The organism is Streptomyces sp. NPDC050147 (assembly GCF_040660195.1).
GTDB lineage: Bacteria > Actinomycetota > Actinomycetes > Streptomycetales > Streptomycetaceae > Streptomyces.
Window position 1 is genome coordinate 1 of the sequence record NZ_JBFALJ010000014.1, and the last position, 24,990, is coordinate 24,990.

The 24,990-nt window shown below is 69.1% G+C and carries 29 protein-coding genes; 14 read left to right on the plus strand and 15 right to left on the minus strand.

What is annotated here, in order from left to right; translation table 11 throughout:
* Nucleotides 1-117: 117 nt before the first annotated feature.
* The 3 genes from AB0I94_RS21770 to AB0I94_RS21780 all read right to left on the minus strand — a co-directional run bounded on the left by AB0I94_RS21770 (nucleotide 118) and on the right by AB0I94_RS21780 (nucleotide 2,021).
* Nucleotides 118-453 (minus strand): hypothetical protein, encoded by a 336-nt coding sequence (locus AB0I94_RS21770; protein WP_363311234.1) that lies wholly within the window; start codon nucleotides 451-453, stop codon nucleotides 118-120.
* 50 nt (nucleotides 454-503) lie between these two features.
* Nucleotides 504-1,304, minus strand: coding sequence for a VOC family protein (locus AB0I94_RS21775; RefSeq protein WP_363311235.1), 801 nt, complete (start codon nucleotides 1,302-1,304; stop codon nucleotides 504-506).
* Between the two features lie 93 nt (nucleotides 1,305-1,397).
* On the minus strand, nucleotides 1,398-2,021 hold the full coding sequence (locus tag AB0I94_RS21780) for a sigma-70 family RNA polymerase sigma factor (protein ID WP_363311431.1): 624 nt from the start codon (nucleotides 2,019-2,021) through the stop codon (nucleotides 1,398-1,400).
* Between the two features lie 236 nt (nucleotides 2,022-2,257).
* Here AB0I94_RS21780 and AB0I94_RS21785 point away from each other — a divergent pair, with 236 nt between their 5' ends.
* The 4 genes from AB0I94_RS21785 (at nucleotide 2,258) to AB0I94_RS21800 (ending at nucleotide 5,963) form a co-directional block, all read left to right on the plus strand.
* Nucleotides 2,258-2,551, plus strand: a complete 294-nt coding sequence (locus tag AB0I94_RS21785) for a TraR/DksA C4-type zinc finger protein (protein ID WP_363311236.1) — start codon at nucleotides 2,258-2,260, stop codon at nucleotides 2,549-2,551.
* A 112-nt stretch (nucleotides 2,552-2,663) separates the two neighbouring features.
* On the plus strand, nucleotides 2,664-4,130 hold the full coding sequence (locus AB0I94_RS21790) for an ornithine decarboxylase (RefSeq protein ID WP_363311237.1): 1,467 nt from the start codon (nucleotides 2,664-2,666) through the stop codon (nucleotides 4,128-4,130).
* A 69-nt stretch (nucleotides 4,131-4,199) separates the two neighbouring features.
* Nucleotides 4,200-5,027 (plus strand): SDR family NAD(P)-dependent oxidoreductase, encoded by an 828-nt coding sequence (locus AB0I94_RS21795; RefSeq protein ID WP_363311238.1) that lies wholly within the window; start codon nucleotides 4,200-4,202, stop codon nucleotides 5,025-5,027.
* A gap of 12 nt (nucleotides 5,028-5,039) precedes the next feature.
* Nucleotides 5,040-5,963, plus strand: a complete 924-nt coding sequence (locus AB0I94_RS21800) for an SDR family oxidoreductase (protein WP_363311239.1) — start codon at nucleotides 5,040-5,042, stop codon at nucleotides 5,961-5,963.
* A gap of 21 nt (nucleotides 5,964-5,984) precedes the next feature.
* On the opposite strand, the gene AB0I94_RS21805 is transcribed toward AB0I94_RS21800, so the two are convergent.
* Together AB0I94_RS21805 and AB0I94_RS21810 are read right to left on the minus strand one after the other, a co-directional pair.
* Nucleotides 5,985-6,659, minus strand: a complete 675-nt coding sequence (locus tag AB0I94_RS21805; protein ID WP_363311432.1) for a DUF6766 family protein — start codon at nucleotides 6,657-6,659, stop codon at nucleotides 5,985-5,987.
* A gap of 158 nt (nucleotides 6,660-6,817) precedes the next feature.
* A complete protein-coding gene (locus AB0I94_RS21810; protein ID WP_363311240.1) occupies nucleotides 6,818-7,237 on the minus strand; it encodes a hypothetical protein in 420 nt (139 codons plus the stop codon).
* A gap of 206 nt (nucleotides 7,238-7,443) precedes the next feature.
* Between AB0I94_RS21810 and AB0I94_RS21815 the strand changes: the two genes are divergently transcribed.
* From AB0I94_RS21815 to AB0I94_RS21835, 5 genes are all read left to right on the plus strand, one after another.
* Nucleotides 7,444-8,601: an FUSC family protein gene (locus tag AB0I94_RS21815; protein ID WP_363311241.1), complete on the plus strand. Its 1,158-nt coding sequence runs from the start codon at nucleotides 7,444-7,446 to the stop codon at nucleotides 8,599-8,601.
* Between the two features lie 226 nt (nucleotides 8,602-8,827).
* Nucleotides 8,828-9,034 carry a hypothetical protein gene (locus tag AB0I94_RS21820; RefSeq protein WP_363311243.1) on the plus strand — a complete coding sequence of 69 codons (207 nt, stop codon included), beginning with the start codon at nucleotides 8,828-8,830 and terminating at the stop codon, nucleotides 9,032-9,034.
* A 75-nt stretch (nucleotides 9,035-9,109) separates the two neighbouring features.
* Nucleotides 9,110-10,249 (plus strand): Vms1/Ankzf1 family peptidyl-tRNA hydrolase, encoded by a 1,140-nt coding sequence (locus AB0I94_RS21825; RefSeq protein ID WP_363311245.1) that lies wholly within the window; start codon nucleotides 9,110-9,112, stop codon nucleotides 10,247-10,249.
* A gap of 35 nt (nucleotides 10,250-10,284) precedes the next feature.
* A complete protein-coding gene (locus tag AB0I94_RS21830) occupies nucleotides 10,285-10,695 on the plus strand; it encodes a DUF2795 domain-containing protein (RefSeq protein WP_363311246.1) in 411 nt (136 codons plus the stop codon).
* A gap of 144 nt (nucleotides 10,696-10,839) precedes the next feature.
* A complete protein-coding gene (locus AB0I94_RS21835) occupies nucleotides 10,840-11,313 on the plus strand; it encodes an SPW repeat protein (protein ID WP_363311247.1) in 474 nt (157 codons plus the stop codon).
* A 66-nt stretch (nucleotides 11,314-11,379) separates the two neighbouring features.
* Here the strand turns inward: AB0I94_RS21835 and AB0I94_RS21840 are convergent, their stop codons facing one another.
* Nucleotides 11,380-11,853 (minus strand): DUF6098 family protein, encoded by a 474-nt coding sequence (locus AB0I94_RS21840; RefSeq protein WP_363311248.1) that lies wholly within the window; start codon nucleotides 11,851-11,853, stop codon nucleotides 11,380-11,382.
* Nucleotides 11,854-12,119: 266 nt separating this feature from the next.
* Between AB0I94_RS21840 and AB0I94_RS21845 the strand changes: the two genes are divergently transcribed.
* Complete coding sequence (locus tag AB0I94_RS21845) at nucleotides 12,120-12,608, plus strand: DUF5709 domain-containing protein (RefSeq protein ID WP_363311249.1); 489 nt, start codon at nucleotides 12,120-12,122, stop codon at nucleotides 12,606-12,608.
* Nucleotides 12,609-12,695: 87 nt separating this feature from the next.
* The gene (locus AB0I94_RS21850; RefSeq protein WP_363311250.1) at nucleotides 12,696-15,227 is read left to right on the plus strand and encodes an ATP-dependent Clp protease ATP-binding subunit; all 2,532 of its coding nucleotides are present in this window, start codon (nucleotides 12,696-12,698) and stop codon (nucleotides 15,225-15,227) included.
* A 35-nt stretch (nucleotides 15,228-15,262) separates the two neighbouring features.
* On the opposite strand, the gene AB0I94_RS21855 is transcribed toward AB0I94_RS21850, so the two are convergent.
* Nucleotides 15,263-15,580: a hypothetical protein gene (locus AB0I94_RS21855; protein WP_363311251.1), complete on the minus strand. Its 318-nt coding sequence runs from the start codon at nucleotides 15,578-15,580 to the stop codon at nucleotides 15,263-15,265.
* A 66-nt stretch (nucleotides 15,581-15,646) separates the two neighbouring features.
* Between AB0I94_RS21855 and AB0I94_RS21860 the strand changes: the two genes are divergently transcribed.
* Nucleotides 15,647-16,150, plus strand: a complete 504-nt coding sequence (locus AB0I94_RS21860) for a DUF1360 domain-containing protein (RefSeq protein ID WP_363311252.1) — start codon at nucleotides 15,647-15,649, stop codon at nucleotides 16,148-16,150.
* Between the two features lie 81 nt (nucleotides 16,151-16,231).
* On the opposite strand, the gene AB0I94_RS21865 is transcribed toward AB0I94_RS21860, so the two are convergent.
* The 4 genes from AB0I94_RS21865 to AB0I94_RS21880 form a co-directional block, all read right to left on the minus strand.
* On the minus strand, nucleotides 16,232-17,890 hold the full coding sequence (locus AB0I94_RS21865; protein ID WP_363311253.1) for a catalase: 1,659 nt from the start codon (nucleotides 17,888-17,890) through the stop codon (nucleotides 16,232-16,234).
* 120 nt (nucleotides 17,891-18,010) lie between these two features.
* Nucleotides 18,011-18,169, minus strand: coding sequence for a hypothetical protein (locus AB0I94_RS21870; RefSeq protein ID WP_363311254.1), 159 nt, complete (start codon nucleotides 18,167-18,169; stop codon nucleotides 18,011-18,013).
* Nucleotides 18,170-18,252: 83 nt separating this feature from the next.
* Complete coding sequence (locus AB0I94_RS21875) at nucleotides 18,253-18,522, minus strand: DUF6480 family protein (RefSeq protein ID WP_363311255.1); 270 nt, start codon at nucleotides 18,520-18,522, stop codon at nucleotides 18,253-18,255.
* A gap of 586 nt (nucleotides 18,523-19,108) precedes the next feature.
* Entirely contained in the window at nucleotides 19,109-19,363 is a 255-nt protein-coding gene (locus AB0I94_RS21880) for a DUF5133 domain-containing protein (protein ID WP_363311256.1), read from the minus strand.
* A 314-nt stretch (nucleotides 19,364-19,677) separates the two neighbouring features.
* On the opposite strand from AB0I94_RS21880, the gene AB0I94_RS21885 reads away from it, so the two are divergent.
* Nucleotides 19,678-20,094: a CBS domain-containing protein gene (locus AB0I94_RS21885; RefSeq protein WP_363311257.1), complete on the plus strand. Its 417-nt coding sequence runs from the start codon at nucleotides 19,678-19,680 to the stop codon at nucleotides 20,092-20,094.
* A 201-nt stretch (nucleotides 20,095-20,295) separates the two neighbouring features.
* Here AB0I94_RS21885 and AB0I94_RS21890 read toward each other — a convergent pair whose 3' ends face one another.
* Genes AB0I94_RS21890 through AB0I94_RS21905 form a run of 4 tightly spaced genes read right to left on the minus strand, consistent with a single transcriptional unit; the run spans nucleotide 20,296 to nucleotide 22,793 of the window.
* Nucleotides 20,296-20,910, minus strand: a complete 615-nt coding sequence (locus AB0I94_RS21890) for a class I SAM-dependent methyltransferase (protein WP_363311258.1) — start codon at nucleotides 20,908-20,910, stop codon at nucleotides 20,296-20,298.
* 51 nt (nucleotides 20,911-20,961) lie between these two features.
* Nucleotides 20,962-22,167 carry a cytochrome P450 gene (locus AB0I94_RS21895; protein ID WP_363311259.1) on the minus strand — a complete coding sequence of 402 codons (1,206 nt, stop codon included), beginning with the start codon at nucleotides 22,165-22,167 and terminating at the stop codon, nucleotides 20,962-20,964.
* A 37-nt stretch (nucleotides 22,168-22,204) separates the two neighbouring features.
* Nucleotides 22,205-22,459: a hypothetical protein gene (locus tag AB0I94_RS21900; protein ID WP_363311449.1), complete on the minus strand. Its 255-nt coding sequence runs from the start codon at nucleotides 22,457-22,459 to the stop codon at nucleotides 22,205-22,207.
* Nucleotides 22,374-22,793, minus strand: coding sequence for a LacI family DNA-binding transcriptional regulator (locus tag AB0I94_RS21905; protein ID WP_363311260.1), 420 nt, complete (start codon nucleotides 22,791-22,793; stop codon nucleotides 22,374-22,376). The genes AB0I94_RS21900 and AB0I94_RS21905 overlap by 86 nt, the downstream gene beginning before the upstream one ends.
* 690 nt (nucleotides 22,794-23,483) lie before the next feature.
* On the opposite strand from AB0I94_RS21905, the gene AB0I94_RS21910 reads away from it, so the two are divergent.
* The gene (locus tag AB0I94_RS21910; protein ID WP_363311433.1) at nucleotides 23,484-24,962 is read left to right on the plus strand and encodes a sugar transferase; all 1,479 of its coding nucleotides are present in this window, start codon (nucleotides 23,484-23,486) and stop codon (nucleotides 24,960-24,962) included.
* Nucleotides 24,963-24,990: the final 28 nt, after the last annotated feature.

Consider the following 24,990-nt stretch of genomic DNA (forward strand, 5'->3'; position numbering starts at 1 on the left):
GTCGGTGGGGGGGGCCCCGGGCTCCCGCGCGCGGCGGCCCCCCCCGCCCCCCGCGCGGCGGCGGCCGAAGACTCAAAGCCTCCCACCACCGTCCGCCACATGGCATGTCGAGGTGGTTCAGGCCCCGAAACCAAGCGCGTCGGAGGCTGCCTGCCGCGCCTTGATGACTTCGGCCTGGGTGTACCGCTCTTCGTGCTCGATCTCGTCCAGCCACGTGGTGATCTCGTCGGGGCTGCGCTCGGCCAGATCCGGGGGGATCGTCAGCCCGAACGGGGCGCACTCGTCATCGTGGTCCTTCCACGGGTCGAGACCCGTGCCACCGGACTCCACTGACGTCCGACGACACTGCGTACAGCGCACAACCCGCAGGCCGTCGGGGATCGGACCGGGGAGCCGGCGGCGCTGTTCGTCGTTCAGCTCCGCCACGTCGACCGTCTCGAATCGGTCCCCCACGTCTACTCTCCTTCCACTCGTGACCTGCGGCCGGCATGCAAGGGCCTCGTTCAAGGTGCCGCCCACGCGTTCACCACAAAGCGCGCCCCGTCCGGATCGCTCAGCTCTGCCTCATCGGAGTCCGTCCCTCTGCGCAGAACACGGCCGCCGTGGGCTGTAGCGGCCTGGACACATGCCGCTACGTCCGTGACCGTGAAGTGGATCTGCCAGCGCGGGCGGATGGCGGGATCGGGCGCGGCTTCCACCGCGCCCGAGTGGATGCGGGCCACGACGTCACCCTGGCTGCGCAGCACGACCTCTTCGTCTTCGTACTGGACTTCGCAGGATCCCGGGTCCGGGGTGGCCCAGCCGAGGACCTCCGCGTAGAAGATGGCCGCGTCGAAGGCGTTCCGGGTGTGGAGCTCCATGAAGGCCGGCGCCGCGCGACGCCAACGCTCCCAGTCCGCCAACAGTTCGCCCTCCCAGATCCCGAAGACCGCTCCATCGCGATCGGCGAGCAGAGCCGCCCGGCCCGGAGGGAAGGAGATGGGTCCCACGGCCGTCGTGCCCCCGCGCTCCCGGCCCCGGGCCACGGTTTCATCCGCGCTGGACGCAGCGAAGAACGGAGTCCATTCGGCAATCGCCCGCCCCATGCTCTCCACGGCAGACACCCCGGCCACCGGTACGCCGTTCACACTGGCGAACCTGTACTGGTCACCCAGCCTGCCGGTATGCCACTCCCAGCCCAGCACGGCGTGGTAAAACTCCTCCGCAGCCTGGAGATCATGCGTGGTCAGGCTGACCCAGCAGGGTGCGCCCACCACCGAACTGCTGATCACGTCACCGCTGCCGGCTGCCTTGCGACTGTTCATCTTCCTACGCCTTACCTTCGGGGCTACGGCGCTGACCACTACCGGAACGGAACCGCAGCGGACGCCCGAGGTTCGTGTTCCCCGGCAAGCCCATTATCCCCAACTGTCTATCCCCGGCTGTCGCATCGCATCCCGGAAGAAGCGCAGATAGAGGATGGTGCGCTCCCGCTCAGGCAGGTGCCGCAGTCCTGCCTTGGCTGCCTCGCGGGCGGCGACAAGATCGAACGACGGATCCGGCGCTCCGAGCCTGTCGGCCATGCTGCAGCCCTCACCGTCAGCGAAGGACAACTCGGCGTCCAAGCTGCCAGGCTGCTGTACCAGGTCACGGCGGGCGACGCGCACCTTGTTGCGCAGTTCCTGCACGCTGCGGGGCACGTGCACATCCCACCGATGGTCGCGAAAGTGCCGACGCAACTCGCCGGTGATGGTCGGCACCGCGTACGCCTCGAACGCTCCGCGCTCGGGGTCGAAGCGTTGCACCGCCTTGAGCGATCCCATGGCGGCGATCTGCTTCAGGTCGTCCAGGCTTTCGCCCTTGTTGCTGAAGCGGGTGGCCATACGGTGCGCCATGGGCAACCACGCCTCCACCACCTCCTCACACAGCAGATCACGCTCAGGGCCGGCGGCCAGGTGGGCCTGCCTGGCAAAGGCAGCCGTGGTGTCAGGGGAGTCGTCGTGGTCGCGGCGTGAGCGCCTGCATCGTGGCGGCTCGGAGATGCTGTCGGTGAGCGTAAAAAAACGCTCCTCAACGGGTCGGCCGGCATAGATCCGCGCGCTCGGCGGAACCCCCCGTTCCCGCGCCCCGAACGGATCCACCTGTCCCACCTGATCCACCTCCAGCCGAAGAGCAGCGGGCGCCCTACGAACAGGGGAGGCCCGACCGGCAGAGGCTGCGCGAGGATCTCACAGCGACGATCGAGGCGCTCCAGAGACGGAAAGACGCAGCTGAGGGAGTGATCGAGGCCCTGTGGGCGGACTGCGATCTCGATGCGGCGGACGTCGGCTCGACCCGCGCGGCCGTCGCGGAAGAACGAGTCCGCGCCGAAGAGGTGCGTCAGCAGCTGGAAAGGACCCTGGACGCCCGGCGCCGCCTGGACGACGGCACCTTCGGCTTCTGCGTCTCCTGCGGCACTTCCATCGACAGCGACCGGATGCTCGCTGTTCCCCACACCGAACTCTGCGTCTCGTGCCGCCGCGACCAAGAGAAACACGGAGCGAGCACTCAAGCGGCTCCGCCCGAGCGGTGAATTCTGAAGTACGGGTAGTCATTGTTCGAGGCCAAATACTCGGTCCCGCCGCACGGGCGAAGCCTGTCAGACCTACCGTTTTCTCCTCACTTCGTGGGGAACCGATTGGTTTATGGACCACTCGAAGGCACCGGTACTGGAAGCGCTCAGGGCCTACCACACCGAGGGACAGACGCCGTTCACCCCTCCGGGCCACAAGCAGGGAAAGGGCGCTGACCCACGTGTTCTCGCCGTCCTGGGTGACGCCGTCTTCCGCTCGGACGTGCTCGCCATCAGCGGGCTCGACGACCGTATGTCCTCACACGGCATTCTGGCCGAAGCCCAGGCACTGATGGCGGATGCCGTCGATGCCCAGCACACCTTCTTCTCCACCTGCGGGAGCTCGCTCTCCGTCAAGGCAGCCATGCTGTCGGTCGCCGGCCCGCACGAGACGCTGCTCATCGGCCGGGACGCGCACAAGTCCGTCGTGTCGGGCCTCATCCTCTCCGGTGAGAAACCCGTCTGGGTCGACCCGCAGTGGGACCCCGCCCTCCATCTGGCCCACCCGCCGGCCAGTGAGGCCTTCCAGGCCGCCTTCCGCGCGCACCCCGAAGCCAAGGGTGCGCTGGTCACCAGCCCCACCCCGTACGGCACCTGCTCCGATCTCCGGGCCACCGCGCGTGTCTGCCACGATCACAGCAAGCCGCTGATCGTCGACGAGGCGTGGGGAGCGCATCTCCCCTTCCATCCAGACCTTCCCACCTGGGCCATGGACGCCGGTGTGGATGTGTGCGTCACTTCGGTGCACAAGATGGGTTCGGGTCTGGAACAGGGTTCGGTCTTCCACCTTCAGGGGGACCTGGTCGACCCGCACGTGCTCAGCGCTCGGGAGGACCTGCTGGGGACGACCAGCCCCTCCAGCCTGATGTACGCCGCTCTGGACGGCTGGCGGAGGCAGATGGTCGAGCACGGCCACGCTCTCTACGACGAAGCCTTGGCCCTCGTCGCTGACGTACGGTCGCGCATCGACGCGATCGACGGCATGCACGTCCACGGGCGGGCCGACTTCGTGGGCCCGGGACGCGCCGCTGACATGGACCCGCTCCAGATCATCGTGGACATCTCCGGGCTGCACATCACGGGATACAGCGCGGCTGACTGGGTGCGCGAACACCACCGGGTCAACCTTCACCTCAGTGATCACCGCCGGGTCAACGCGCAATTCACCCACGCCGACGACGACAAGTCCGCGGAGCGGCTGCTCACGGCCCTCGAAGATCTCGCCCGGCATGCGCATGAGCTGCGGCCCGCACCGAAGATCTACGTCCCCGACCCCGCCGAACTGCGGTTGGAGCAGGCCATGCTGCCGCGTGACGCCTTCTTCGGCCCCACCGAGCAGGTGCCGTGGCGGAAGGCGGCCGGTCGTGTCAGTGCCGAGATGCTCACCCCGTACCCGCCCGGCATCCCCGCCGCCCTGCCCGGTGAACGGCTGACCTGCGACGTCCTGGAGTACCTGCGGGACGGGGTCGACGCCGGCATGGTGGTCCCGGACGCGGTGGACAGCGAGGTGACCAGTGTGCGCGTCGTGGTCGAGGAGTGAGAGCGCGCGGCCGAAGGAACGGGCGTTTGCGTTTGCGTTTGCTGGCGGATGTACGGGTACCTGTGGGGCATGGACGACAGGAAGCCTCTGGCCCTCGTCACGGGTGCCTCCAGTGGCATCGGGTACGAGCTGGCCAAGCAATTCGCCGAGAACGGGTACGACCTGCTGCTGACCGCGGAGGACGGTGAGCTGCATCTGGCCGGGGACGAGATTCGCGCCTACGGAGCCCGGGTCGAGGTCGTCCAGATCGACCTGGCGGAGCCGGACGGCGTAGAGCGGTTGCATGCCGCCATCAGCGCCCTTGGGCAGCCGGTCGCCGCCGCGGCTCTCAATGCCGGTGTGGGAAAGGGCGGGCCGTTCATCGAAACCGAACTGGCCGACGAGATCCGCCTCATCGATCTCAACGTCACCTCGACGGTCCGCCTCGCGAAGCGGCTGCTCCCGGACATGATCGCGCGGGGCGAGGGCAGGGTGCTGTTCACCTCCTCGATCGCGGCGAGCATGCCCGGATCGTTCCAGGCTGTGTACAACGCATCCAAGTCTTTCGTTCAGTCCTTTGCTCAGGCTTTGCAGAACGAACTGAAGGACTCGGGTCTCACCATCACTTCGTTCATGCCCGGCCCCACGGAGACAGAGTTCTTCCGACGTGCCGGCATGGAGGACACCAAGATCGGCCGGCAGGAGAAGGACGAACAAGATCCTCCCGGACAGCGCGAAGGCGGCCGCCCACCGACGGATGGCCGAGCCGGGTTCTGCCGACGAGGACAACACCGGGCAGTCACGAGGACGTCCCACGAGCTGACGTCCGACGTCCGATCGAAGCTCATCCCCGGCCGGCTGAGACGCACACCCCGGGCATCCCTCGCCCAGGCAGCAGCCGGCAGCAAACGTTCGTAGGAGGTCCCTCTCATGACAGACAACACCGCCGGTGCCCCCAACGCCGCGTCCGCCTCCGCCCAGGTGTCGGACGAACTCTTCCCGCCCTACCCGGTGCAACGCTTGCGGCGCCCAGGGCTCGAGTCCGAGATGGACCTCGCTCCCCGCTACCGGGCCGAGAACTACCAGCCGGCCGACAAGCTCGCGGGCAAGGTCGCGCTGATCACCGGCGGAGACTCCGGCATCGGACGCGCCGTCACCCTGCTGTACGCCCGCGAAGGCGCCGACGTCTCCATCGTGTACCTGCCCGAAGAAGAACCGGACGCCAAACACATCCAGCAGGAGGTCAACGCCCTGGGACGGCGCTGCCTCCTCATCCCCGGCGACCTGTGCGACGCCGACTTCTGCGCCGAAGCCGTACGCCGCACGGTCGAGGAACTCGGCGGACTGAACATCCTGGTCAGCAACGCCGCCTACCTCAACAGCCAGACGGAACTGGACCAGTTGACGGCAGAGGATTTCGACCGGGTCTTCAAGACCAACGTCTACGCCTACTTCCACTTGGTGATGGCAGCCGTCCCACACATGTCCCGGGGCGACTCGATCATCGCGACAGCATCAGAAGAGGCGCTCAAGGGAAGTGAACTGATGATGGACTACGCCGCTTCCAAGGCGGCCGTCGTGGTCTTCACCAAGTCCATCGCCTCGCACCTGGTGAAGAAGGGCATCCGAGCCAATGTCGTCGCGCCAGGACCCACCTGGAGCGCACTGAACCTCGCGGGCCAGCGCTTCACCGACGACTACCTGGAAAACCTGGGCGCACAGACCCCGCTGGGACGGGTGGCGCAGCCCGAGGAGCTGGCGCCGGCCTATGTCTACCTCGCCAGCGACGCCGACTCCAGCTACACCGTCGGAGAGACCATCGCCGCCACCGGCGGGTACACCGACTCCCGCTGAACCGCCCACCGAGCGGTTCGCTCACCCCTCGACGCCGGTGGAGGGGTGAGGTGCTCCGACGGGCTTGGACTCGGGGGAGCCGCGCTGGCGCAGGTAGACGGAGAGGATGGCCATGGAGGCGACGGCCAGGAGCTCGGACTGCCAGTTCTGCAGGCTTCTGTTCCAGAAGTCGGCAGACGCGATGTACTGCGTCCAGCTGATGGGTGCTTGGAGCTGCCTCAGCTGTTGCTCGTTGTAGGCGGCAACGCCGGCGATCGACTGAGCCAGCCAGGACAAGAGGAAGAGCAAGGCCATCACCAGGCCCAGTGAGCGGGAGAACACCGCCTGACGTGCCCCGCCCACTCCCGCCCAGCGTGGTGAGTCGGGCTGCGTGTGCGCCCCCATGCGCTGGTCCTGATCCGACTCCGGACCGTCCTTGTGCATCTCCTTCGATTCCGGTGAACCCCGTTGGAGGAGCCAGACGGTGGCGAAGATGTACAGGAAGAACTGCAGGTACTCCGACTGCCAGTTCTCCGTCACGTCCACCGCGAAATCGGAGGACGCGAGGTAGCCGAGGAAGCCGACGTGTGCGAGCCCATCGGTGGCGAGCTGGTTGTTGAACTCCGTCCACCCCGCGACCGCTTGCCCGGCCAGGGCCAGCAGGAATGCGATGCCGAAGCCCAGAGTCATGCCGTTGTCCCGTACGAAGCGGCGCATGCGGTGGTCCCTCGTGGTGTCGACCTCGGTCCGGCCCTGTACGTCGCGCGAGGGCGGCGACTTGTCGGCAGTCATCGCTGCATCAGTCCCACCGCGATGAAGTAGACCAAGCCGCCCACCACCAAGGTCAGACAGAGCGTGAACATGAACCGCACGTGTCAGCCTCCTTTGACCGAACACTGGTAGGGCCGGCCAGGGCGGGGCTCGCACCCCGCCGCCACGATCTTCCAGCCGTCCGGGAACCGAGACAGGAACAGCGTGTCCGACGCCATCACCGCTCGTGCCTGACGGCCATGGACATCCACGTCGCGGACCGGCCCACCGGCCGGAAGTTCCAGCGCGCTGATGGCGTCGGCGCACGCCTTCTTCTCCGACTCCTCCACCTCGCGTCGCGTTTCCGGTGCCAGAGCCGCACACATCGCTGCTCCGTCGCCCGTGTCCCGTGCGCGTTCGAAGGCCGTTGCCGCGGCAGAAGAGGCAGTACGGCGTTCTCCCGGGCCGCCACACGCGCTCAGACCCAGCAGGAGCGCGAAGAGGGGGAAGACGACCCCTGCGGTGCGCCGATGTCGTCCGCTCATGCTGTCTCCCCATTCCGCGGGCCATGTCCTGCCTCATCGTGGGTCGCCCTGGACCCGAAACCGCTGCGGGACACGCGTTGTCCCCCGGACCGTGACAATCACTCCTCACCCTCGACACCGGCTCCCGTGGCGGAACGGCGTGAGGATCCGCGGCTCCCGGGGTACCTACATGTCTGTCCGTCTCAGGTCTGTGAGGAAGGGTGCCCATGGTCCCGACGCGTCATTTTTTTGCGGACGCCTGGGAGCAACTACGCCGGGAAGCGAGCGCGATCGGGCGCAGCGCGAGCAACGCCGCTCACCGTCAGGGCCCCGAACGCGACACTCTGGTGCAGGCCTTGAAGGCCGCCGGGGCGGCTATCGCGGCGTGGGCCGTCGCCGGCTGGTGGTTGAAGGCACCGATGGCTCTGATGGCCCCCTGGACGGCGATGGCCCTGGTGGACGTGACCGTCTACCGCTCCCTGCGCGTGGGGCTGCAGCAGCTGGCTGTCATCGTCGCCGGCACCTTGGCGGCATCCTTCGCGATGGTCCTCACCGACGGGAACACCATGTCGGCCATGGCGCTCGCTCTCCCCCTCCTCACTCTGTTCGGAACCTACCGGCGGTTCGGTACGCAAGGTTTCTACGGTGCGAGCTCGGCTCTTTTCGTCATCACCTACGGCTCCTACCAACCGGCACAGATCGGTCACCGCCTCCTGGAGACCGCCATCGGCGCCGGCATCGGCATCGCCGTCAACGCACTGGTACTGCCGCCGGTGCACTTGCGCGATGTGCGCGAACAGCTCCAGCGCCTGGGCAACGAGAGCGCCGACCTGCTGGAATCCATGGCCCGCACCATGCGGGAGGACGCCGACTGGGGCGTGGGCGAGGCCGAGGAGTGGTATGACCGCGCCGGTCGGCTGGAGTCCGTCCTGGCAGCGGTGGCAGAAGCGCGCCAATGGTCGATGGAGAGCTCCAAGTTCAACCCCGGAAGCTACTTCCGCCGTACGGTGCAGCCCCCACCGGTCGAGACCGACGAGGAATGGAGGACCGTCGTCATGCACCTGGTGGCGGCCACCCGCACACTCGCCAGTGCCGTTAGGGAGCATGCTGACCTGACTGCGCCCACCGGCCCGTTCTCCTCAGCCCTCGCCGATGTCGCCAAGCAGGCGGCCCGCATCTGCCGAGCCGACGCCATCGCGCTCCAGCCCGCGAAGACGCACAGCGACGCGGTCAAGAAGGAGCGAGAGGAGGCCTGCGAGGACGCGCTGCGCGCCTACGAGAAGCTGAGAGACGGGTTCAGCAGGGAGCGCGGCCTGGCGGCGGCGGTCAGCGGCGGTCTTCTGGTCGAGACCAGGCAACTGCTGGAAGCCCTCATTCGTGGTTAGTCGGCCTCTGCTCGCCTGAGCCCCCTGAGCCCCCTGAGCGGGCACGGTTGGGCTTCCTGAAGCATCGCCGGGGTCGGGCGCGTATTCTGATTGGGGTAAGAACACGCCGTCTCCCGCGGCTGACCGCGGACTACACTCCGCCGCCCCGTACGGACACCGCTTCCGTATCGACGGGCAGTTTGCGCCCCTTTGCACAGGGGACCCGCAGAGGCAGGAGGTGATCGCCATGCCTGAACCCGGTAGCAAGAAGTACGACACCCGGCGTGCGCGGATACGCAAGGACGCCGAGGGCGCCGGAATCTCCGATCAGGACGCCAACGACAGGGCGAACGAAACACTGCAGGACGACCCCACGTGGCAGAGCCGTGGGCCGCGAACGGAACGGGGCCGCGGCCCCGAGGGCGAACGCTCGGGGAACGACAACACCGACTGAACCGACGGACCCGACTGACCGACGAACCCGACCGTGGGCCGGTCGCGGAACGCGGCCCACGAGGAGCGAGTCACCATGCGTCTTTCATTTCTGCAACCACTCCTGGACCGGCCAGGCCCCTGGGCGACGGTGTACTTCGATCCCGGCCAGGCGGACGAGGCGGGCGCCAAGCGCCGTGAACTGTCCGTACGGGAAATATGCCGGACCCTGGAACAGGAAGGTGCGGACGCGGCCACCGTCGCGGCGGTCCGCGACGACCTGACAGGCCTCTCACCCGCCGACGACCCGGCCGGACGCGTCGTCTTCGCCACCGGCGGCGAGGTCGTGCTGAGCCACCGTCTGTCCCGGCGCCCCGAGGGCGAGTTGGCCTGCTGGGCGCCCCTTCCGCGGCTGACGCCCCTGTTGGAGCTGTGCGGCCAGGACCCGGTGAGTCTCGTCGCCTACATCGACCGCACGGGCGCCGACTTCGAGTTGCGGACCGCGGCAGGGCCGCAGGACTCCGGGCACGTGGAGGGAGAACAGTGGCCGGTGCACCGCACCACCACCTCCGACTGGTCCGAACGGCACTTCCAGCTCAAGGTGGAGAACACCTGGGAGCACAACGCCGCGGAGATCGCCGAAGCGCTCGCCGCGGCCCACGAGGAGTCGGGCGCCGACCTGGTGGTGCTGGTGGGCGACCCGCGTGAGCGGCCCGCCGTGCGCGACAGGCTGCCGGAGGCGGTGCGCGCCGTGACGGTCGAGACGGAGCACGGTGGCCGCTCCGCCGGTTCGGGCTCCGCGGCACTGGAAGAGGCCATCGACAACGCCCGCCAGGAGCATCTGCACCGGCGCGTCGACGAGGCGCTGGACCGCTTCCGGGCGGGCCGCGTGGGCACGGAGCGGCCCACTGACGCGGTGGAGGGCGTGCCCGCCGTGGTGGACGCCGCCCGCGAGCACCGCATCGACACCCTCCTGGTGCGGCCCGACGGACCCGATCTGCACCGGGAGATGTGGGCGGGGGCCGATCCGGACCAGGTGGCGGTGCGGCGGACCGACGCCGACTTCCTGGGCGACGACGACCCCGTATCCGTACGCGCCGACGACGCACTGCTGCGCTTGGCCGCGGCCACGTCCGCCGATGTCCTGATCATCCCGTTCGAGGAGGTGACCGACGACATCCCGGCAGGAGGGCTCGGTGCCCTGCTGCGCTGGACGTACGAGCCGAGTGCGGCCTGAGTGCCAGGAGCTCGCGAAGAGGGAGGTGCATTGCCATGGACCGAGGCAGCAATCAGGTGAGTCCGCGCGAGGACGACGAGCTGAAACATGAACTGGAGGGCTACATGCGCTCCGGTCAGCACACCCACGTCGAGGAGGCGAACGACCCCGAACCACCGGCGGACGACGACATCGTCGTGGACCCGAGCGGCCCGGTGCCGCCACCGGGTGAGGAGCGCGACCGGGCGCGCGCGACCGCCGACGCCGATGCCCTGCGCCTGGAACTGAGCCGTCATCTGGAGCGCTCCACGTTCCCGGCCGACCGGCAGGCGCTGCTGACGACGCTGGAAGGTCACCATGCGCCGGGCCAGGTCCTGGAAGCGGTGCAGCGACTGCCTGAGGGAGAGACGTACAACGACGTGACCGAAGCCGTGCGCGCCCTTGGGGCCGCACCGTCCGGGGGCTGAGGCGCCACCGGCCTGTCCGCACAACAGAACCGCCAGTTGGAGGTGGACGCGATGACAACGTCCCCGAAGTCCCCGTCCGGAACCCCGTCCTCGATGTCCGGAGCCCATGCCCCCATGTCCGGGGCTCCGTCCGCCGCGTCCTCTATGGACACGCACCCCGACATCGTCGACATGCGTGCCCGTCACGAGAGCGCCGAGCGCGCGGCAAGCACACCCAAAGTGCAGGCCATCGACGCGCTGGCCTTCCTCACCGGCCTCTACCTGGCCGCATCGCCCTGGATCGCCGGCTTCAACAGCTTCACGCGGCTTTCGATCGTCAACCTGATCGTCGGCATCGCCTACGCGCTGTTGATGAGCGGCGGTTTCGGCCGGGCCTACGAGCGCACCCATGGCATGGCGTGGGCCGCGTGTGCGCTGGGCATCTGGACGATCGTCGCGCCATGGGTCGTGGCGGGTGACGCCAGTACCACCAGGACGGTGGTCAGCAACGTCATCACCGGCGCCCTGGCCACCCTCCTCGCCCTGGCCGCCGCCGCGGCCGCCAAGGCGGGAGAGTCGTCCGGCGCGGGCCGTGGAAAGAGCGGCAGGAAGGGAATGCAGGGCGTCGGCTCCGGCTGACCGGTCATGCCCCCTGCGACCGCGCCCCGTGGCATCGAGCCACGGGGCGCTGTCGTAGTCCGGTGTTCAGCCGTTCGCCGGTCCTCCGGTTTCGTTCGTACGCCGCAACGGGCCCCAGGCGCCTGCCTCTCGGGCCACCTTCTCGCGGGCCTCGGCGATCATCTTCGCGTCGATCCAGGCCAACGGCTCGACGTCGTCGACCAGCGGCTCGTTGTCGGGACCGCGGGCGCATTCGTGGCCGAGCAGCACCCAGGGACGGACTCCGGGGCCCTTCTCGCGCGGCAGATGCGAGTAGTCGTGCAGACGGCGGGCCACCCACAGCTCGACGGGCCGGTCCTCCCACCACGGCTCGACGTCGAGCGGGTTGGCCGAGAGCCCGGGCATGCGCATGCCCGTCAGGTCGTCTCTGCTCATCACCTTGCCGAGGTCCGTGGCGGGGCCGCGGGACCAGCGCACGTACAGGCCCTGATGGCGTTCTTCCACCAAACGGGCCAGTTCCCCCAGCGTGTGCAGGACCGGCAGGTCGTCCGAACCGCTCATGCGTCTGGTCACTCTCCTTGTCGCTTCTTCTCTCCTCGCGCCATCTCACGCCACCAGCCGCTGGGCCGCCTCCTCAAGGGGCACCCAGGTGGCCGGACCGCACGCCGCTGCCGCTTCTCACGCCTGTCCCAGGAGTGCCCACAAAGCGCGTCGGCAGACCTGGTGGCGACGCGTTTGGCGGAGTCCGCCACGGGCACTTCGAGCACCGACGCGCGACGATCTAAAGGCGAAGCGCGATCTCCCGAGACCCCTAGCACGAGGTAGTCATGAGCGACCAGAACATGGCGGACGACGCCTACCAGCCCACCGGCGACAACGAGGAGCAGGAGGACGCCGCCCCGCTGGACCTTCAGGACGCGGTGGACGAGCGTAGTTACGACGACATGCTCGACGAGGGCTATTCGCCGCCGGAGAAGCCGCTCGGCGTCACCAAGACGGGGACGACGGCGGAAGAGCAGCACGAGGGCGAGACGCTCGACGAGCGTCTCGAGCAGGAGGTCCCGGACGTCGAGCCGCCCGCCGGTGACGGCATCGGTGATCTGCCCGGCGGTGAGGGCGAGCCCCTCGACCCGGAGTCCGGTGAGAGCCGCGCGGGGCGTCTGGTGGCGCCGGACGAGGGCGCTCATCCGGACACCACCAAGGAGGTCATCGCCACGGACGAGGGAATCGACGGCGGCGCGGCAGGGGCCGAGGAGGCGGCGGTACACATCGTCCCCGACGAGGAGCTGCCGCCCGCCCCCGGGGGACGTGACTGACAGGGTGGGCGGCTGGGCACCCGGATCGGGCACGCACGATCACGCACCAGGGTGTCCCGGTAGGCCGGGGCGCCGGAACGGACGGCTATGAGCAGCGGTTTCATCGGGCCGGAAGGATACGGACAGGATCCGTTCGGGGAGCTCTTCGCGCGCTTCCTCGGCAGCGGCCGACGGCAGATCGACATCGGCAGGATGATGAGCGGCCCGGCACGGCAGCTGGTGGCCGCAGCGGCGTCGTACGCGGCGGAACACGGCAAGAGCAACCTCGACACGGAGCATCTGCTGCGGGCGGCGCTGACCATCGAGCTGACCCGTGGTCTGATCGCACGCTCGGGGGCCGACCCCGAGCAGCTCGCCGAGGAGATCGACCGGCACTCCACGGGGACCGAGAGCCCCGTGCCCACCCAGGCGGTCGCGCTCACCCCGGCCGTCAAGCGGGCGCTGCTCGACGCGCACGAGGTGGCGCGGGCCGTCGGCGCCGGTTACATCGGCCCGGAGCACATCGTGATGGCACTGGCCGCCAACCCCGACTCCGCGGCGGGCCACATCCTCAGCGCGGCCCGCTTCGATCCCGGTCCTGCCCCACAACCGTCGCAGGGCCAGCCCGGGCACGCCGAACAGCGGCCGCAGGGTGGCGGCGGCGGATCCACGCCCACGCTGGACCAGTTCGGGCGCGACCTGACGGCGCAGGCCGCGGAGGGCCGCGTGGACCCGGTCATCGGCCGTGAGGAAGAGATCGAGCAGACCATCGAGGTGCTCTCCCGGCGGGGCAAGAACAACCCCGTCCTCATCGGTGACGCGGGCGTCGGCAAGACCGCCGTGGTGGAGGGCCTCGCCCAGCGGATCGCCGACAGCGACGTACCGGACACCCTCGCGGGCCGTCGTGTCATCGCCCTCGACCTGTCGGGCGTGGTGGCGGGCACCCGCTACCGCGGCGACTTCGAGGAGCGCCTGAACAACATCATCGAGGAGGTGCGCGCCCACTCCGACGAGTTGATCGTCTTCATCGACGAGCTGCACACCGTGGTCGGGGCCGGCGGCGGTTCCGAGGGGGGCGGCTCGATGGACGCGGGCAACATGCTCAAACCGGCGCTGGCCAGGGGTGAACTGCACGTCATCGGCGCGACCACCCTGGAGGAGTACCGGCGGTACATCGAGAAGGACGCGGCGCTCGCCCGTCGCTTCCAGCCGATCCTCGTCGCGGAGCCGACGGCCGCGGACGCGGCGGAGATCCTGCGCGGGCTGCGCGACCGCTACGAGGCACACCACCAGGTGCGCTACTCGGACGAGGCGCTGCTCGCCGCCGTGGAGCTGTCCGACCGTTATCTCACCGAGCGGTTCCTGCCGGACAAGGCCATCGACCTCATGGACCAGGCGGGAGCCCGGGTGCGGCTGCGGGCCAGCACGAAGGGCACCGACGTGCGGGCGCTGGAACGTGAGATGGAACAGCTCACCCGCGACAAGGACCAGGCGGTGGCAGCGGAGCAGTACGAGCGCGCCACCGAACTGCGGGACCGCATCAACGACTTGGGCCGCAAGATCGGGGCGGGGCAGAGCCGCGAGCCGGGTGACGGGCAGATCATCGAGGTGACCTCCGAGGACATCGCCGAGGTGGTGTCCCGGCAGACCGGCATTCCGGTCAGCACCCTCACGCAGGAGGAGCGGGACCGGCTGCTCGGCCTGGAGGAGCATCTGCACCAGCGGGTCGTCGGGCAGGAGGAGGCCGTCAGCGCCGTGGCCGAGGCGGTCCTGCGCTCACGTTCCGGCCTGTCGAGCCCCGATCGGCCGATCGGCAGTTTCCTCTTCCTCGGCCCCACCGGAGTGGGCAAGACGGAGCTGGCCAGGGCCCTGGCCGAGGCGCTGTTCGGCAGCGAGGAGCGGATGGTGCGCCTCGACATGAGTGAGTTCCAGGAACGGCACACCGTGAGCAGGCTGGTCGGGGCGCCGCCCGGTTACGTGGGCCATGACGAGGCCGGCCAGCTCACCGAGGCCGTACGGCGTCACCCGTACTCGCTGCTGCTGCTCGACGAGGTGGAGAAGGCCCACCCGGACGTCTTCAACACCCTGCTTCAGGTCCTCGACGACGGTCGCCTTACCGATGCTCAGGGCCGGACGGTGAACTTCACCAACACCGTCATCGTGATGACCAGCAATCTCGGCTCGGAGGCGCTCACCGGGCGCGGCGGAACCCTCGGTTTCCGGGTGGACGGATCGGAGGCCGACGAGGAGGCACGGCGCGAGCAGGTGCTGCGGCCGCTGCGCGAGCACTTCAGGCCCGAGTTCCTCAACCGCATCGACGAGATCGTCATCTTCCGGCGGCTGACGGACCAACAGCTGCGGCAGGTCACCGATCTGCTCCTCGAGGAGACCCGGCGCAGGCTGCACGCGCAGGACGTGACCATCGAGTTCACCACCGAGGCGGTGGACTGGCTCGCCCGGCGGGGGCATCAGCCGGAGTACGGCGCGCGTCCGCTGCGCCGCACCATTCAGCGTGAGGTGGACAACCGGCTCTCACGGCTGCTCCTGGACGGGAAACTCACCGCGGGCAGCCGTGTCCGGGTGGACGTCGAGGGCGACACGCTGGACGTGCGGGTCGCGGCGGATGCAGCGGCGGGGTGACGGGCCGTGGGGGGGTGCCCGGCCCGGGGTCCGGCTCACGGGCGGGGGTTCTCCCGCCGCCACGGAGACCGGGCGTCGGCCCCCGCGCGTCCTGCCACGGAGGCGCACCGCCTGCACAGCCGCTGGACACGGTCGGCCGCGCCGCCGGACTCGGGGATGACGTCCGTCCAGGGCACGTGCGGGAAGCGCGTGAGCTGCGAGCGGCTGAGGGAGAGACCGCAGACGGTCTCGTTGCGGCCCTGTTCCCAGGCGTGCGCCTCACCGGCGGGCAGTCGCCGCCGCCCCTCTTCCTCGTCGACCCACTGACCGGAAGCCGCCACCGCGTATGTCGTCCGTTGAGCGTGCCGAGCCATGCTCACCGATTCCTTTCACTTTCACACCTTGATGTGCTACTCCCCCCACCCCTCACTGGAGGCGTCATGACAGCCGCTGAGAAGCGTTTCGGCCATGAATACGATGAGAGCGGAAACGTCCCGCTCGCGGGTTACGCCGTTCTCGCGGCGACGTTCGCGGCCACAGCCGGCGGCCTCGCGTTGCTGGCGCGCCGGCGCGGTGTCGTCCTGCCGGAGCGTGTGCCGCCGTGGGATGTGGCGCTCCTCGGCGTGGCGACGTACAAAACCGCACGTCTGCTCACCAAGGACAAGATCACCAGTTTTCTCCGGGTGCCGTTCACCCGCCGCGTCGAGGACACGACGGCGGGCGAGGTCATGGACGAGCCACGGGGCACCGGCCTCAGGCTGGCGGTGGGCGATCTGGTGTCCTGCCCGTTCTGCGCGGCGTCCTGGGCAGCCACCGGATTCCTGGGGGCCTACACCCTCGCTCCCCGGGGCGCCCGGCTGGTGGGAGCCGGCTTCGCCGCCATGACGGTGGCCGACTGGTTGCAGTACGCCTGGACGTACACCCAGGAGAAGGCCGAGGGCTGACGGACCGCGCCCACGCTCACGACCGGCCCGGGTGGCCGGTCGTGAGCGTGGGCGAGACCTCTCCGGGGACCTCTATCGAAGTCAGCGGGTCACGACGTGCCGCTCGTCGGGGACACAGTGCGTCATGGTCAGCCCGTTGACGTCCCGCGGCGGGTTGTCACCCAGGGAGCCGAGCCGCTTGCGGTCCTCCTCGGTCAGGTCCTGGCTGGCCAGCGGCTGGAGCCCCGCGACATCCTTCGGACCGATACCGAGTCCTTCGCCGACCTTGAGGCCGAGCTCGTTCTCGACGAGGAGGAAGTGCCAGACCATCCGCTCCTGGACCGCCCGGTCGCACTGCGACAACAGCCCGATGAAGTTGGCCACGAGATCGTCGCGCTCCCACTGCTCCATCAGGAGGTAGCGCTGCCCGGCCTGGAGGTAGTCGTTGGTGCGCGGGATGCGCTTGCGCGTCAGTCGGCCGTGGATCTCCGGACCCACTTCGTCGTGGGTCGGGTACTGGGCCTCCCGCAGGCCGCCGGTGATGGACGGCTCGTAGTTGACGATGGGGTTCTCGCCGCCGCCGTCGACGTGATAGGTCATCAGGCCGTCGCGCTGGTTCGTGCGGACCTCGGCGTTCTTGGCCTGGTTGACGGGCAGTTGCAGGTAGTTGGGGCCGACGCGGTAGCGCTGGGTGTCGCTGTAGGAGAAGGTGCGCCCGACCAGCATCTTGTCGTCGGAGAAGTCGAGGCCGTCCACCAGGACGCCCGTGCCGAAGGAGATCTGCTCGTTCTCCGCGAAGTAGTTCTCCGGCATCCGGTCGAGCACCATCCGGCCGACCGGCTTGGGCGGGAAGTCCTGCTCGGGCCAGGTCTTCGTGTCGTCGAGCGGGTCGAAGTCCAGCTCCGGGTGGTCGTGGTCCTCCATGACCTGGACGAGCAGCTCCCACTCCGGGTACTCGCCGCGCTCGACCGCCTCGTACAGGTCCTTGGTGGCGTGTCCCAGACCCTCGGCCTGTACGTTGGCCGCGTCCTCCTCGGTCATGCTGCGGACGCCCTGCTTGGGCATCCAGTGGTACTTCACCAGGAGGGACTCGCCCTGTTCGTTGACCCACTTGTACGTGTTGACGCCGAAGCCCTGCATGTGCCGGTAGTCGGCGGGGATGCCACGCGGGCTGAACAGGTTGATCAGCATGTGCATGGACTCGGGCGTCTGCGACATGAAGTCGAAGATGCGCCGGGGCTGCTGCTCGAACGTCACGGGGTCCGGCTTGAGTGCGTGGATGACGTCGGGGAACTTGATCGCGTCCCGGATGAAGAAGACGCCCAGGTTGTTGCCGACCAGGTCCCAGTTGCCGTCTTCGGTGTAGAACTTGACCGCGAAGCCGCGTGGGTCGCGGGCCGCCTCCGAGGAGTCGCGGCCTCCGATGACCGTCGAGAAGCGCACGGCGACATCGGTGCGCTTGCCGCGCTCCTGGAAGAGCTTGGCTCGGGTGAAGCGGGCGATGGGCTCGTCACCGAAGGCGCCGTACGCCTCGAAGTACCCGTAGGCCGTCACGCCGCGGGCGTGGACGACGCGCTCGGGGATGCGTTCGCGGTCGAAGTGGCTGATCTTCTCGAGGAACTGGTAGTTCTCCAGCGTCGCCGGGCCGCGTGAGCCGACGGTGCGCTGGTTCTGGTTGTCGTAGACCGGATGGCCCTGCCGGTTGGTGAGCGCCTCCCGACCGTCGTCCGACGCGGGACCCTTGCTCGATACATCCGTCACGTTCGTCGTCTCCTTCGACCCGAATGTGTTCGTTTTGCTCCGATTCATAAAGCTATGCGAGGTTGCAGACCGGAGAGCTGACGGGCAGGTGACCCTGTCAGCGCGTCGGCCCCGTACGGCTCAGCCGTCCGTGCCGCCCTCGCCCTGTTCCTTGTCTCCCTCTGCCTGCGACGGCGTCGTCCGGGGAGGCTGGGTCCGCTCGTTCTCCGCCGGCTCCCCCGCCTCGTCGTCCGTCGTCTCGCGCTCGCCTTCGGCCTTGGACGGGGTTGGTTCGCTCATCATGTGTCCTGCCTTCGGTCCTCACTGATGCCTGTTGGGTCGCTCCTTCACGTCCCACCACCTTCCTCGGCCCCTCCCCCGCGTTACAGCAGCAGCACGAGCGCGTAGACGAGGAAGAACGCCGCCACCAGCGCCACAAGGCCGATGATCACGGCCAGCGGCCCCTTCGCCCAACCCTTCGGCGGATTGTGCGTCTCCTCCGGACCCGCCCCCGACATGCTGCTCTCGGCGGGCGGGGTCTCTCCCGGTGGCACGCCCCCTCCGGGTTCGAGTCCCGTGGAGCCTTCGGGATCGGGATCGGGGCCCGGCAGGTCCGGGTCGGGGTTCGAGTCCGGGTGGTGAGAAGGAGTCATGTGATCCAAGTTCCCACGCCGTCCGAGCCCTCACCTCTCCACAGCGACCGATTTGGGCCCGTGCGCGACTCGGGGCCCTGCGCGGTGATTGCGTCGCGCTCTCGAAGGGTCCGCAAGCGCGCATGACCGAGCCTCGAACCGAGGCGGCAAGCGAACCGTCCATCGGCCCGCCCTGACGCCCCACCCGACCCTCCTGGCCCTTCGTCCGGCCGGGCCCCGGCCGTGGCCACGAGGAGGGTTTACGACCGACCGGCCTGGTACTACCGCCCGGTGCACCCGGAGGACAGCCGAGGAAGCGCACGGGCACGGCCGACGCGCGGCCGTCGCCCACGTGGACCTGTCCTGACTGCCCGTCCCGCCTGCCCGACGCCGGGAGGCCGCCGACGGCCTCGCCCGAGTGGTTCGGCCGAAGCGATGTGGCGGCCCGCGTAACAATGTCCCGCCTACCGCCAGTCGAGGCACCCGTGGCTCACACCGATCCGCCCGTCTGCCGCCTGGTGCGCTGTGGGGCGTGGCGCCCGCGATGGCGGTTGGCCGTTGGCAGCTATCAGCCAGTCGCTCACAATGCCTCGCGCGCTCGCCCCGGCTACGGCCCGGTACGCGCCCTGGCGCCGCCTCGCCGACCACGTCCGTGCGGGCCCGCTACCCGCCGCCCCAGAAATGTGGTGGCCGCGTGTATCGCCGCCACCACATCACTTGTGCCGGTCATCTCACACAGCGTGCCTGCGCGCTCCTCGCGCGCCCGAGCAGTCTCGGGCGTCGAGCGTCGCTCGTCCTCCAGGACCGCTTCGGCATAGCGAGTCAACGCCTGACGCAGATCGATCGCCATGGACAGCAGCACTTCTCTCTCCTTACACAAACGTCCGGTACGCCGGGCCCCGGGCCCAGCGTCAGCTCATCTGCCGTGCCGATTGCCTCGCAAGCGGGCGTGCCGAACAGGGCTTTGGTCCCCGTTCGAGTCGTTACGCCCATCGCGTCCGGCCATGGGTCTATGCCAGTGATCAGTCGGTTGTTCCTGGCATCGCGCCTCCAAGAGGAGCGACTTTGCGCCGTGTTCAGCGTGTATGACCTCCGCGTGCCCTGGGCACCCGGTCTGCGTGCACAGGTCCGGCCACCTCACGGCCGGAACGCCCATCGACCGGCAAGGAGTTCCACGTGACCACCGCACGCGACATCATGACCCCCGGCGCCGAGTGTGCCGGGGCGGAGGAGACCATCTCGCAAGCTGCCGCCAAGCTCACCGAGCTCGACGTGGGGGCGCTGCCCATCTGCGGGACTGACGACCGCCTCAAGGGCGTCCTCACTGACCGTGACATCGTCATCAAGGTGCTCGGACAGGGCAAGGACCCGTCCAAGGTCCTCGTCGGGGAACTCGCGCAAGGCGAAGCCGTCACCATCGGTGCGGACGACAGCGTCGACGAGGTTTTCGCGACGATGACCAACCACAAAGTGCGGCGGCTACCCGTGATCGACGGGCACAGCCTCGTAGGCATGGTCGCACTTGCCGATGCTGCTCGCGCCCTGAGCGACCCCAAGGCCGGACAGCTCCTGGAAGCCCTCTCGACTGACTGACGCCCAACCGCAAGAGCCCTGCCCCTAGGAGGGCAGGGCTCTTGGTCCGGCCGCGAAACGCGGCCCGCAACCGCTCGATCTCCTCTGTCAGACTGCCCGAGGCCAGTGGGGCATTGTCCTGCACCGTCGGCAGCCTCGTCGACGGGCTCGCCACAGCGCCGACTGCGTCCCGGGCGCGCCCCGCGTGCGTCCCGTAGATCTTCAGCCGCGTTGCGCCCGATGGACACTGACGGCATAGCCGCCACCTTCGTACGGGTCGCCGTCCCACGTCGCGAAGCGGTCTACGAGGGTGAGGCGGGCCTCGGCGCAGTAGGCGTCGAACTCGGGCAGGGTGATGGTGGGCGGTACCGGCAGGTGCGCTTCGTCCAGGCCGAATCCGGCGACCATGAAGCCCCCGGGACGCAGGACCCCGGCCAGGCGGCTGACCACCGCGGCCTCAGTGCCCGAAGCAAGGAGGGGGAAGATGTTGCCGGCGGCGACCACGAGATCGAAGCCCGCCCCCGCCTGGAGTTCGGCCGGGTCGAACGTGGCCAGGTCTGCCTGGATCCAGGGCAGTTCGGGCGCCTGCCTGCGCGCCACGGCCAGCATGGAAGCGTCCAGATCGACCCCGACGCAGTCATACCCGAGCTCCGCCAACCGGATCATGACCCGGCCGGTACCGCACCCGGCATCCAGCACCCGCGCTCCGGCGGGCACCAGCTTGGCGCACAACCCCGCCTCACCGTGCATGTCCTTGCCGCTTCCCTCCAGGGCGGCGAAGCGGGCGGCATAGTCCTCCCCGGATGTCCCACCGGTCAACTCTTCCCAACGGCTCATGACAGACACGGTAGACGCATGAGACACCTGCGCAGCAGGCGTGCTCGGTCTCTACCAGCGCACCGGCACCTCGCTCAGGCTCCGCATGAGACTGGTGCGCCACTGCGGTGTGCCGTCGCCGTCGAAGGCCAGGCGCGGGAAACGGTCCAGCAGGATGCGCAGCGCCACGGTCGCTTCCAAGCGGGCCAGCGGGGCCCCCAGGCAGTGGTGCAGGCCGTGCCCGAAGGCGAGGCGTGCGCGGGTCACGCCGGGATCGCGGCGAATGTCGAACCGTTCGGGATCGCAGAAGCGCGCGGGATCGCGATTCGCGGCGGCGATGGAGAGCACGACACGCGCCCCGGCCGGTATCCGCGCACCACCGAGGGCGATCGGTTCGGCGGTGTAGCGGTAGGTGCCCGCTGGTGCGGGCGCTTCAAAGCGGAGCGTCTCCTCCACGGCGCCGGTCAGCAACTCGGGGTCGGCGCGGAGGGCGGCGAGCTGGTCGGGGTGGCCGAGCAGCAGGTGGACGGCGTTGGCGATGAGGTTGACGGTGGTCTCATGACCCGCGACCAGCAGCAGGAAGGCCATGCCGAGCAGTTCCTCCGGGGTGAGCCGGTCGGCGCCGTCCCCGTCGTGGGTGCGGACCAGGGCGTGCAGCAGATCGCTCTCCGCCGCGTCCGGCAGCCGCCGCTTCTGCTCCGCCAGCCCCGCGAGGTACGCGGCCATCTCCTGCGAGGCGCGGGCTGACTGCTCCGGTTCGTCGAGGGCGACGACCTTCGTGGACCACGCGCGGAAGGCGGCCCGGTCCGCGTCTGGCACACCGAGCAGCTCGCAGATGATGGTGAGCGGCAGCGGATAGGCGTAGGCGGCCACCAGGTCCGCACGGCCCTCGGCGGCCACCGCGTCCAGCAGCGCGTCGGCCGCTTCCTGAACGCGGGGCCGCAGCGCCTGGACGCGGCGGGCGGTGAACTCGCGGGCCACCAGCGTCCGTAGGCGGGTGTGGTCGGGCGGATCGGTCTGGAGCATGTTGCGGCCCACGGCGTACAGCCCGTCGTCCTCGAAGTCGGCAGAGTGCCGTACGTCGTTGCGCAGCCTGGGGTCGGCGAACGCGGCGCGCGCTTCCTCGTACCCGACCACCAGCCACGATTCGCCCCCGGTGGGGAAACGTACGTGATGGACAGGCCCGCGGGAGCGCAGTGCGGCGAAGGCGGAGTACGGGTCGGCGGTGAAGTCCTCGGTGAGGTCGGCGAGTCGGACGGTGGGCTGCTGCGTGCGCATCGATGGCTCCCGACAAGAAGTGGGGAATACTCCCCGTTTAGGTGACAGGGGCGACCATACAGGAAGCGGGGAATGGCCCCCGCTTCGAGGTCGCCAGGAAGCCTGCGGTCAGGGCGCCGGGCCCTGGAGTCGCCGGGTCATCGAGTCGCCGGGGCACGGGGTCGGCGCTCAGGCCGAACTGCGGATGACCGGACGGGTGGGGGTGATTACGGTCGGCGAGGTGGCGGACGGCTTCCCGGGCGCCGCCGCGGTTGTCGGCGTCGACGTACGTGTAGACGTCGCCGCGATGCACGGGGCCGAGGAGGACAGGAGTCGACGAAGAGCCGGTTCTGAGGTTCGGTGACCACCACGGCGACGGCGTTGTTGCGGCGGGTGACGAGCCTCCTGGCAGCCTGATTCAGCACATATCCAAGCTTCTCCAGCGCTTCCCGAATACGTTCGGCAACCACTGGCCGCACCGTCGGCTCGCCGTTGATCATCCGCCACACCGTGGACTTCGACACCCCTGCTCGCGTCGCCACGTCCTCAAGGGTGGGGGGTTGCCCTATCAGCCTTTCAGCCAATTCCATCTCCAGCTTCCGCAGTTCAGCGTTACCGCTGGATACGACAGTCGCCCGTGGGGCCATACCCAGCGACGAGCCGGTGGAGGGGCAGTCAACACGCCTCGCGGAGCAGCCACTTGATGCGGCTCGGTATCACGATGGCGGTATCGGCGCCAACAGCGCCTGGCAGCCCGGGTGTTGCCGGTGCCGACCGCTCAGAAAACTCCCGTTGTCACAGGTCACAAGGCGCCCCTCCCATATCAAGGCGCCGCAGGTGATCACCGGCCAGTTGAACAAGCTTCAAAGGTTGACCACAAATTACACACATCCCCTCTTCAGACCGGCGCCAATGGTCTAGATTGACCGTGCTTCACAGGCGGACACGAGCGACAAATGATGATCTATAAATCCGGTGCCATGAACGATCAGTAGTCGCGTATCCCGGCGCCGGGCTCGGGGGAGATCAATTCGTGCTGCCCGAAAAGGGCTTGGGGTGTGGGGAACACCCGGGGTTTCCACGGGGTCTTGCACACGTAAGGGGGCCGACAGGGCATGCGTGTCCGTTGGCGCCTGGGTGGGATGTTCGAGTAACGCCGCAATAGCCGGGATGTCATTCGCTGGGGGCGGGGACCTCCCGGGGGGAGGAACAGCGTGGCGTGGCGGGAGGCGGGGGCCTCCCGAGGGGAGGACACATCACGGGGGGCGGGGGCCTCCCGAGGGGGAGGAACCGTGTGGAGCGAACGCGTCGAGCCCACTGACGACCTGGGGGGGTCTGTGCAGCAGGGGGAATTAGTCAGCCCGTTTCCACCGGCGCACAGGCGTCCGGGGAACGGGTCAATCACCAAGCCACCGATCGACTGGGAGCAGCGCTACCGCCGTGCCGTGATCACCAGCGATGCCGTGGTCACCGCCCTCGTGGTGGGGGCGATCGGAGGCTTCTTCGGGGTCCGGGATGCCGCGAACTGGCACGAGAAGTGGCGCATCCTCGCCTTCGGCACCGAGCTTCTCGTGATCGGAGCGCTGGCGGCGAACCGGGCGTGGGCGCCGGCCGTGCTCGGCCAGGGCGCCGAGGAGTTCCGTCGGCTCGGGCGCTCACTGTTCACGGCGGCCGTCGTACTGTCGCTCGGCGGGATCGCCCTCACCTCGCGCAACATCAAACTCTGGATATTCGTCGCGATCCCGGCGGTCGCCCTCGTCATCATGACCGAGCGGTATCTGTTACGCCTGTGGCTGCACAGACATCGCAAGGAAGGACGGTGCCTGCGCCCGGTGCTCGCCGCCGGGAGCCCGGCCACCGTACGCGACCTCATCGCCCGCACCCGTAAGCTCCCGCACCTGGGTTGGCGAGTCGAGGCGGTGTGCACGCCGGACGGTTACGGGCTCGACGGCGATCACCTGGATGGAGTGCCGATCGTGGGCCGGCTGACGGACGTCGCCGACCACGTCCGCCGCGACGGCTACCGAGTCGTGGCGGTCACACCGGACCCGCACTGGTCACCGGACGGACTGCAGCGACTGGCCTGGAACCTGGAGGGCAGCGACGCCGAGATGGTCGTGGCTCCCGTACTGATGGAGGTGGCCGGACCGCGGCTGCACGTCGACGCGGTGCTCGGCATCCCCCTGCTGCGGGTCAGCATGCCGACCTTCTCCGGGGGCCGCCGGGTGGTCAAAGGGGTCGTGGACCGGACGGGCGCGGCAGTCCTGCTGATGCTGTTCGCGCCGCTGATGGTGCTCGTCGCGTTGCTCGTGCTGATGGACAGCCGGGGCGGGGCGGTGTACCGCCAGCGCAGGGTCGGCAAGGACGGCCGCGAGTTCACCATCTTCAAGTTCCGCACCATGGTCGTGGGAGCCGACGGGGCACGTGCCGAGCTGGCCTCCCGCAACGAGGGTGCGGGGCTGCTGTTCAAGCTCCGCCGGGACCCCCGGGTGACCCGAGTGGGAGCGGTGCTGCGTCGTTACTCGATCGACGAGCTGCCGCAGCTCTTCAACGTGCTCACCGGCTCGATGTCGCTCGTCGGCCCGCGGCCTCCGCTACCGGAGGAGTCCGCTGCGTACGGCCCGGACATCCGGCGGCGGCTCCTGGTCAAGCCCGGGCTCACCGGCCTGTGGCAGATCAGTGGACGCAGCGACCTGCCCTGGGAGGAGGCGGTCCGCCTCGACCTGCGGTACGTGGAGGACTGGTCGCTCGCCCTGGACACAGTGATCTTGTGGAAGACGCTGCGTGCGGTGCTCCAGGGCCAGGGGGCCTACTGATGCGACTCATGCGACTGATGCGCGGGGA

Bases quoted from the DNA above. Each gene is read 5' to 3' on its own strand.
- AB0I94_RS21775 (WP_363311235.1), bottom strand. From the start codon at position 1,304: ATGAACAGTCGCAAGGCAGCCGGCAGCGGTGACGTGATCAGCAGTTCG.
- AB0I94_RS21790 (WP_363311237.1), top strand. From the start codon at position 2,664: ATGGACCACTCGAAGGCACCGGTACTGGAAGCGCTCAGGGCCTACCAC.
- AB0I94_RS21795 (WP_363311238.1), top strand. From the start codon at position 4,200: ATGGACGACAGGAAGCCTCTGGCCCTCGTCACGGGTGCCTCCAGTGGC.
- AB0I94_RS21800 (WP_363311239.1), top strand. From the start codon at position 5,040: ATGACAGACAACACCGCCGGTGCCCCCAACGCCGCGTCCGCCTCCGCC.
- AB0I94_RS21805 (WP_363311432.1), bottom strand. From the start codon at position 6,659: ATGCGCCGCTTCGTACGGGACAACGGCATGACTCTGGGCTTCGGCATC.
- AB0I94_RS21810 (WP_363311240.1), bottom strand. From the start codon at position 7,237: ATGAGCGGACGACATCGGCGCACCGCAGGGGTCGTCTTCCCCCTCTTC.
- AB0I94_RS21815 (WP_363311241.1), top strand. From the start codon at position 7,444: ATGGTCCCGACGCGTCATTTTTTTGCGGACGCCTGGGAGCAACTACGC.
- AB0I94_RS21820 (WP_363311243.1), top strand. From the start codon at position 8,828: ATGCCTGAACCCGGTAGCAAGAAGTACGACACCCGGCGTGCGCGGATA.
- AB0I94_RS21825 (WP_363311245.1), top strand. From the start codon at position 9,110: ATGCGTCTTTCATTTCTGCAACCACTCCTGGACCGGCCAGGCCCCTGG.
- AB0I94_RS21830 (WP_363311246.1), top strand. From the start codon at position 10,285: ATGGACCGAGGCAGCAATCAGGTGAGTCCGCGCGAGGACGACGAGCTG.
- AB0I94_RS21835 (WP_363311247.1), top strand. From the start codon at position 10,840: ATGGACACGCACCCCGACATCGTCGACATGCGTGCCCGTCACGAGAGC.
- AB0I94_RS21840 (WP_363311248.1), bottom strand. From the start codon at position 11,853: ATGAGCGGTTCGGACGACCTGCCGGTCCTGCACACGCTGGGGGAACTG.
- AB0I94_RS21845 (WP_363311249.1), top strand. From the start codon at position 12,120: ATGAGCGACCAGAACATGGCGGACGACGCCTACCAGCCCACCGGCGAC.
- AB0I94_RS21850 (WP_363311250.1), top strand. From the start codon at position 12,696: ATGAGCAGCGGTTTCATCGGGCCGGAAGGATACGGACAGGATCCGTTC.
- AB0I94_RS21855 (WP_363311251.1), bottom strand. From the start codon at position 15,580: ATGGCTCGGCACGCTCAACGGACGACATACGCGGTGGCGGCTTCCGGT.
- AB0I94_RS21860 (WP_363311252.1), top strand. From the start codon at position 15,647: ATGACAGCCGCTGAGAAGCGTTTCGGCCATGAATACGATGAGAGCGGA.
- AB0I94_RS21870 (WP_363311254.1), bottom strand. From the start codon at position 18,169: ATGAGCGAACCAACCCCGTCCAAGGCCGAAGGCGAGCGCGAGACGACG.
- AB0I94_RS21875 (WP_363311255.1), bottom strand. From the start codon at position 18,522: ATGACTCCTTCTCACCACCCGGACTCGAACCCCGACCCGGACCTGCCG.
- AB0I94_RS21890 (WP_363311258.1), bottom strand. From the start codon at position 20,910: ATGAGCCGTTGGGAAGAGTTGACCGGTGGGACATCCGGGGAGGACTAT.
- AB0I94_RS21895 (WP_363311259.1), bottom strand. From the start codon at position 22,167: ATGCGCACGCAGCAGCCCACCGTCCGACTCGCCGACCTCACCGAGGAC.
- AB0I94_RS21905 (WP_363311260.1), bottom strand. From the start codon at position 22,793: ATGGCCCCACGGGCGACTGTCGTATCCAGCGGTAACGCTGAACTGCGG.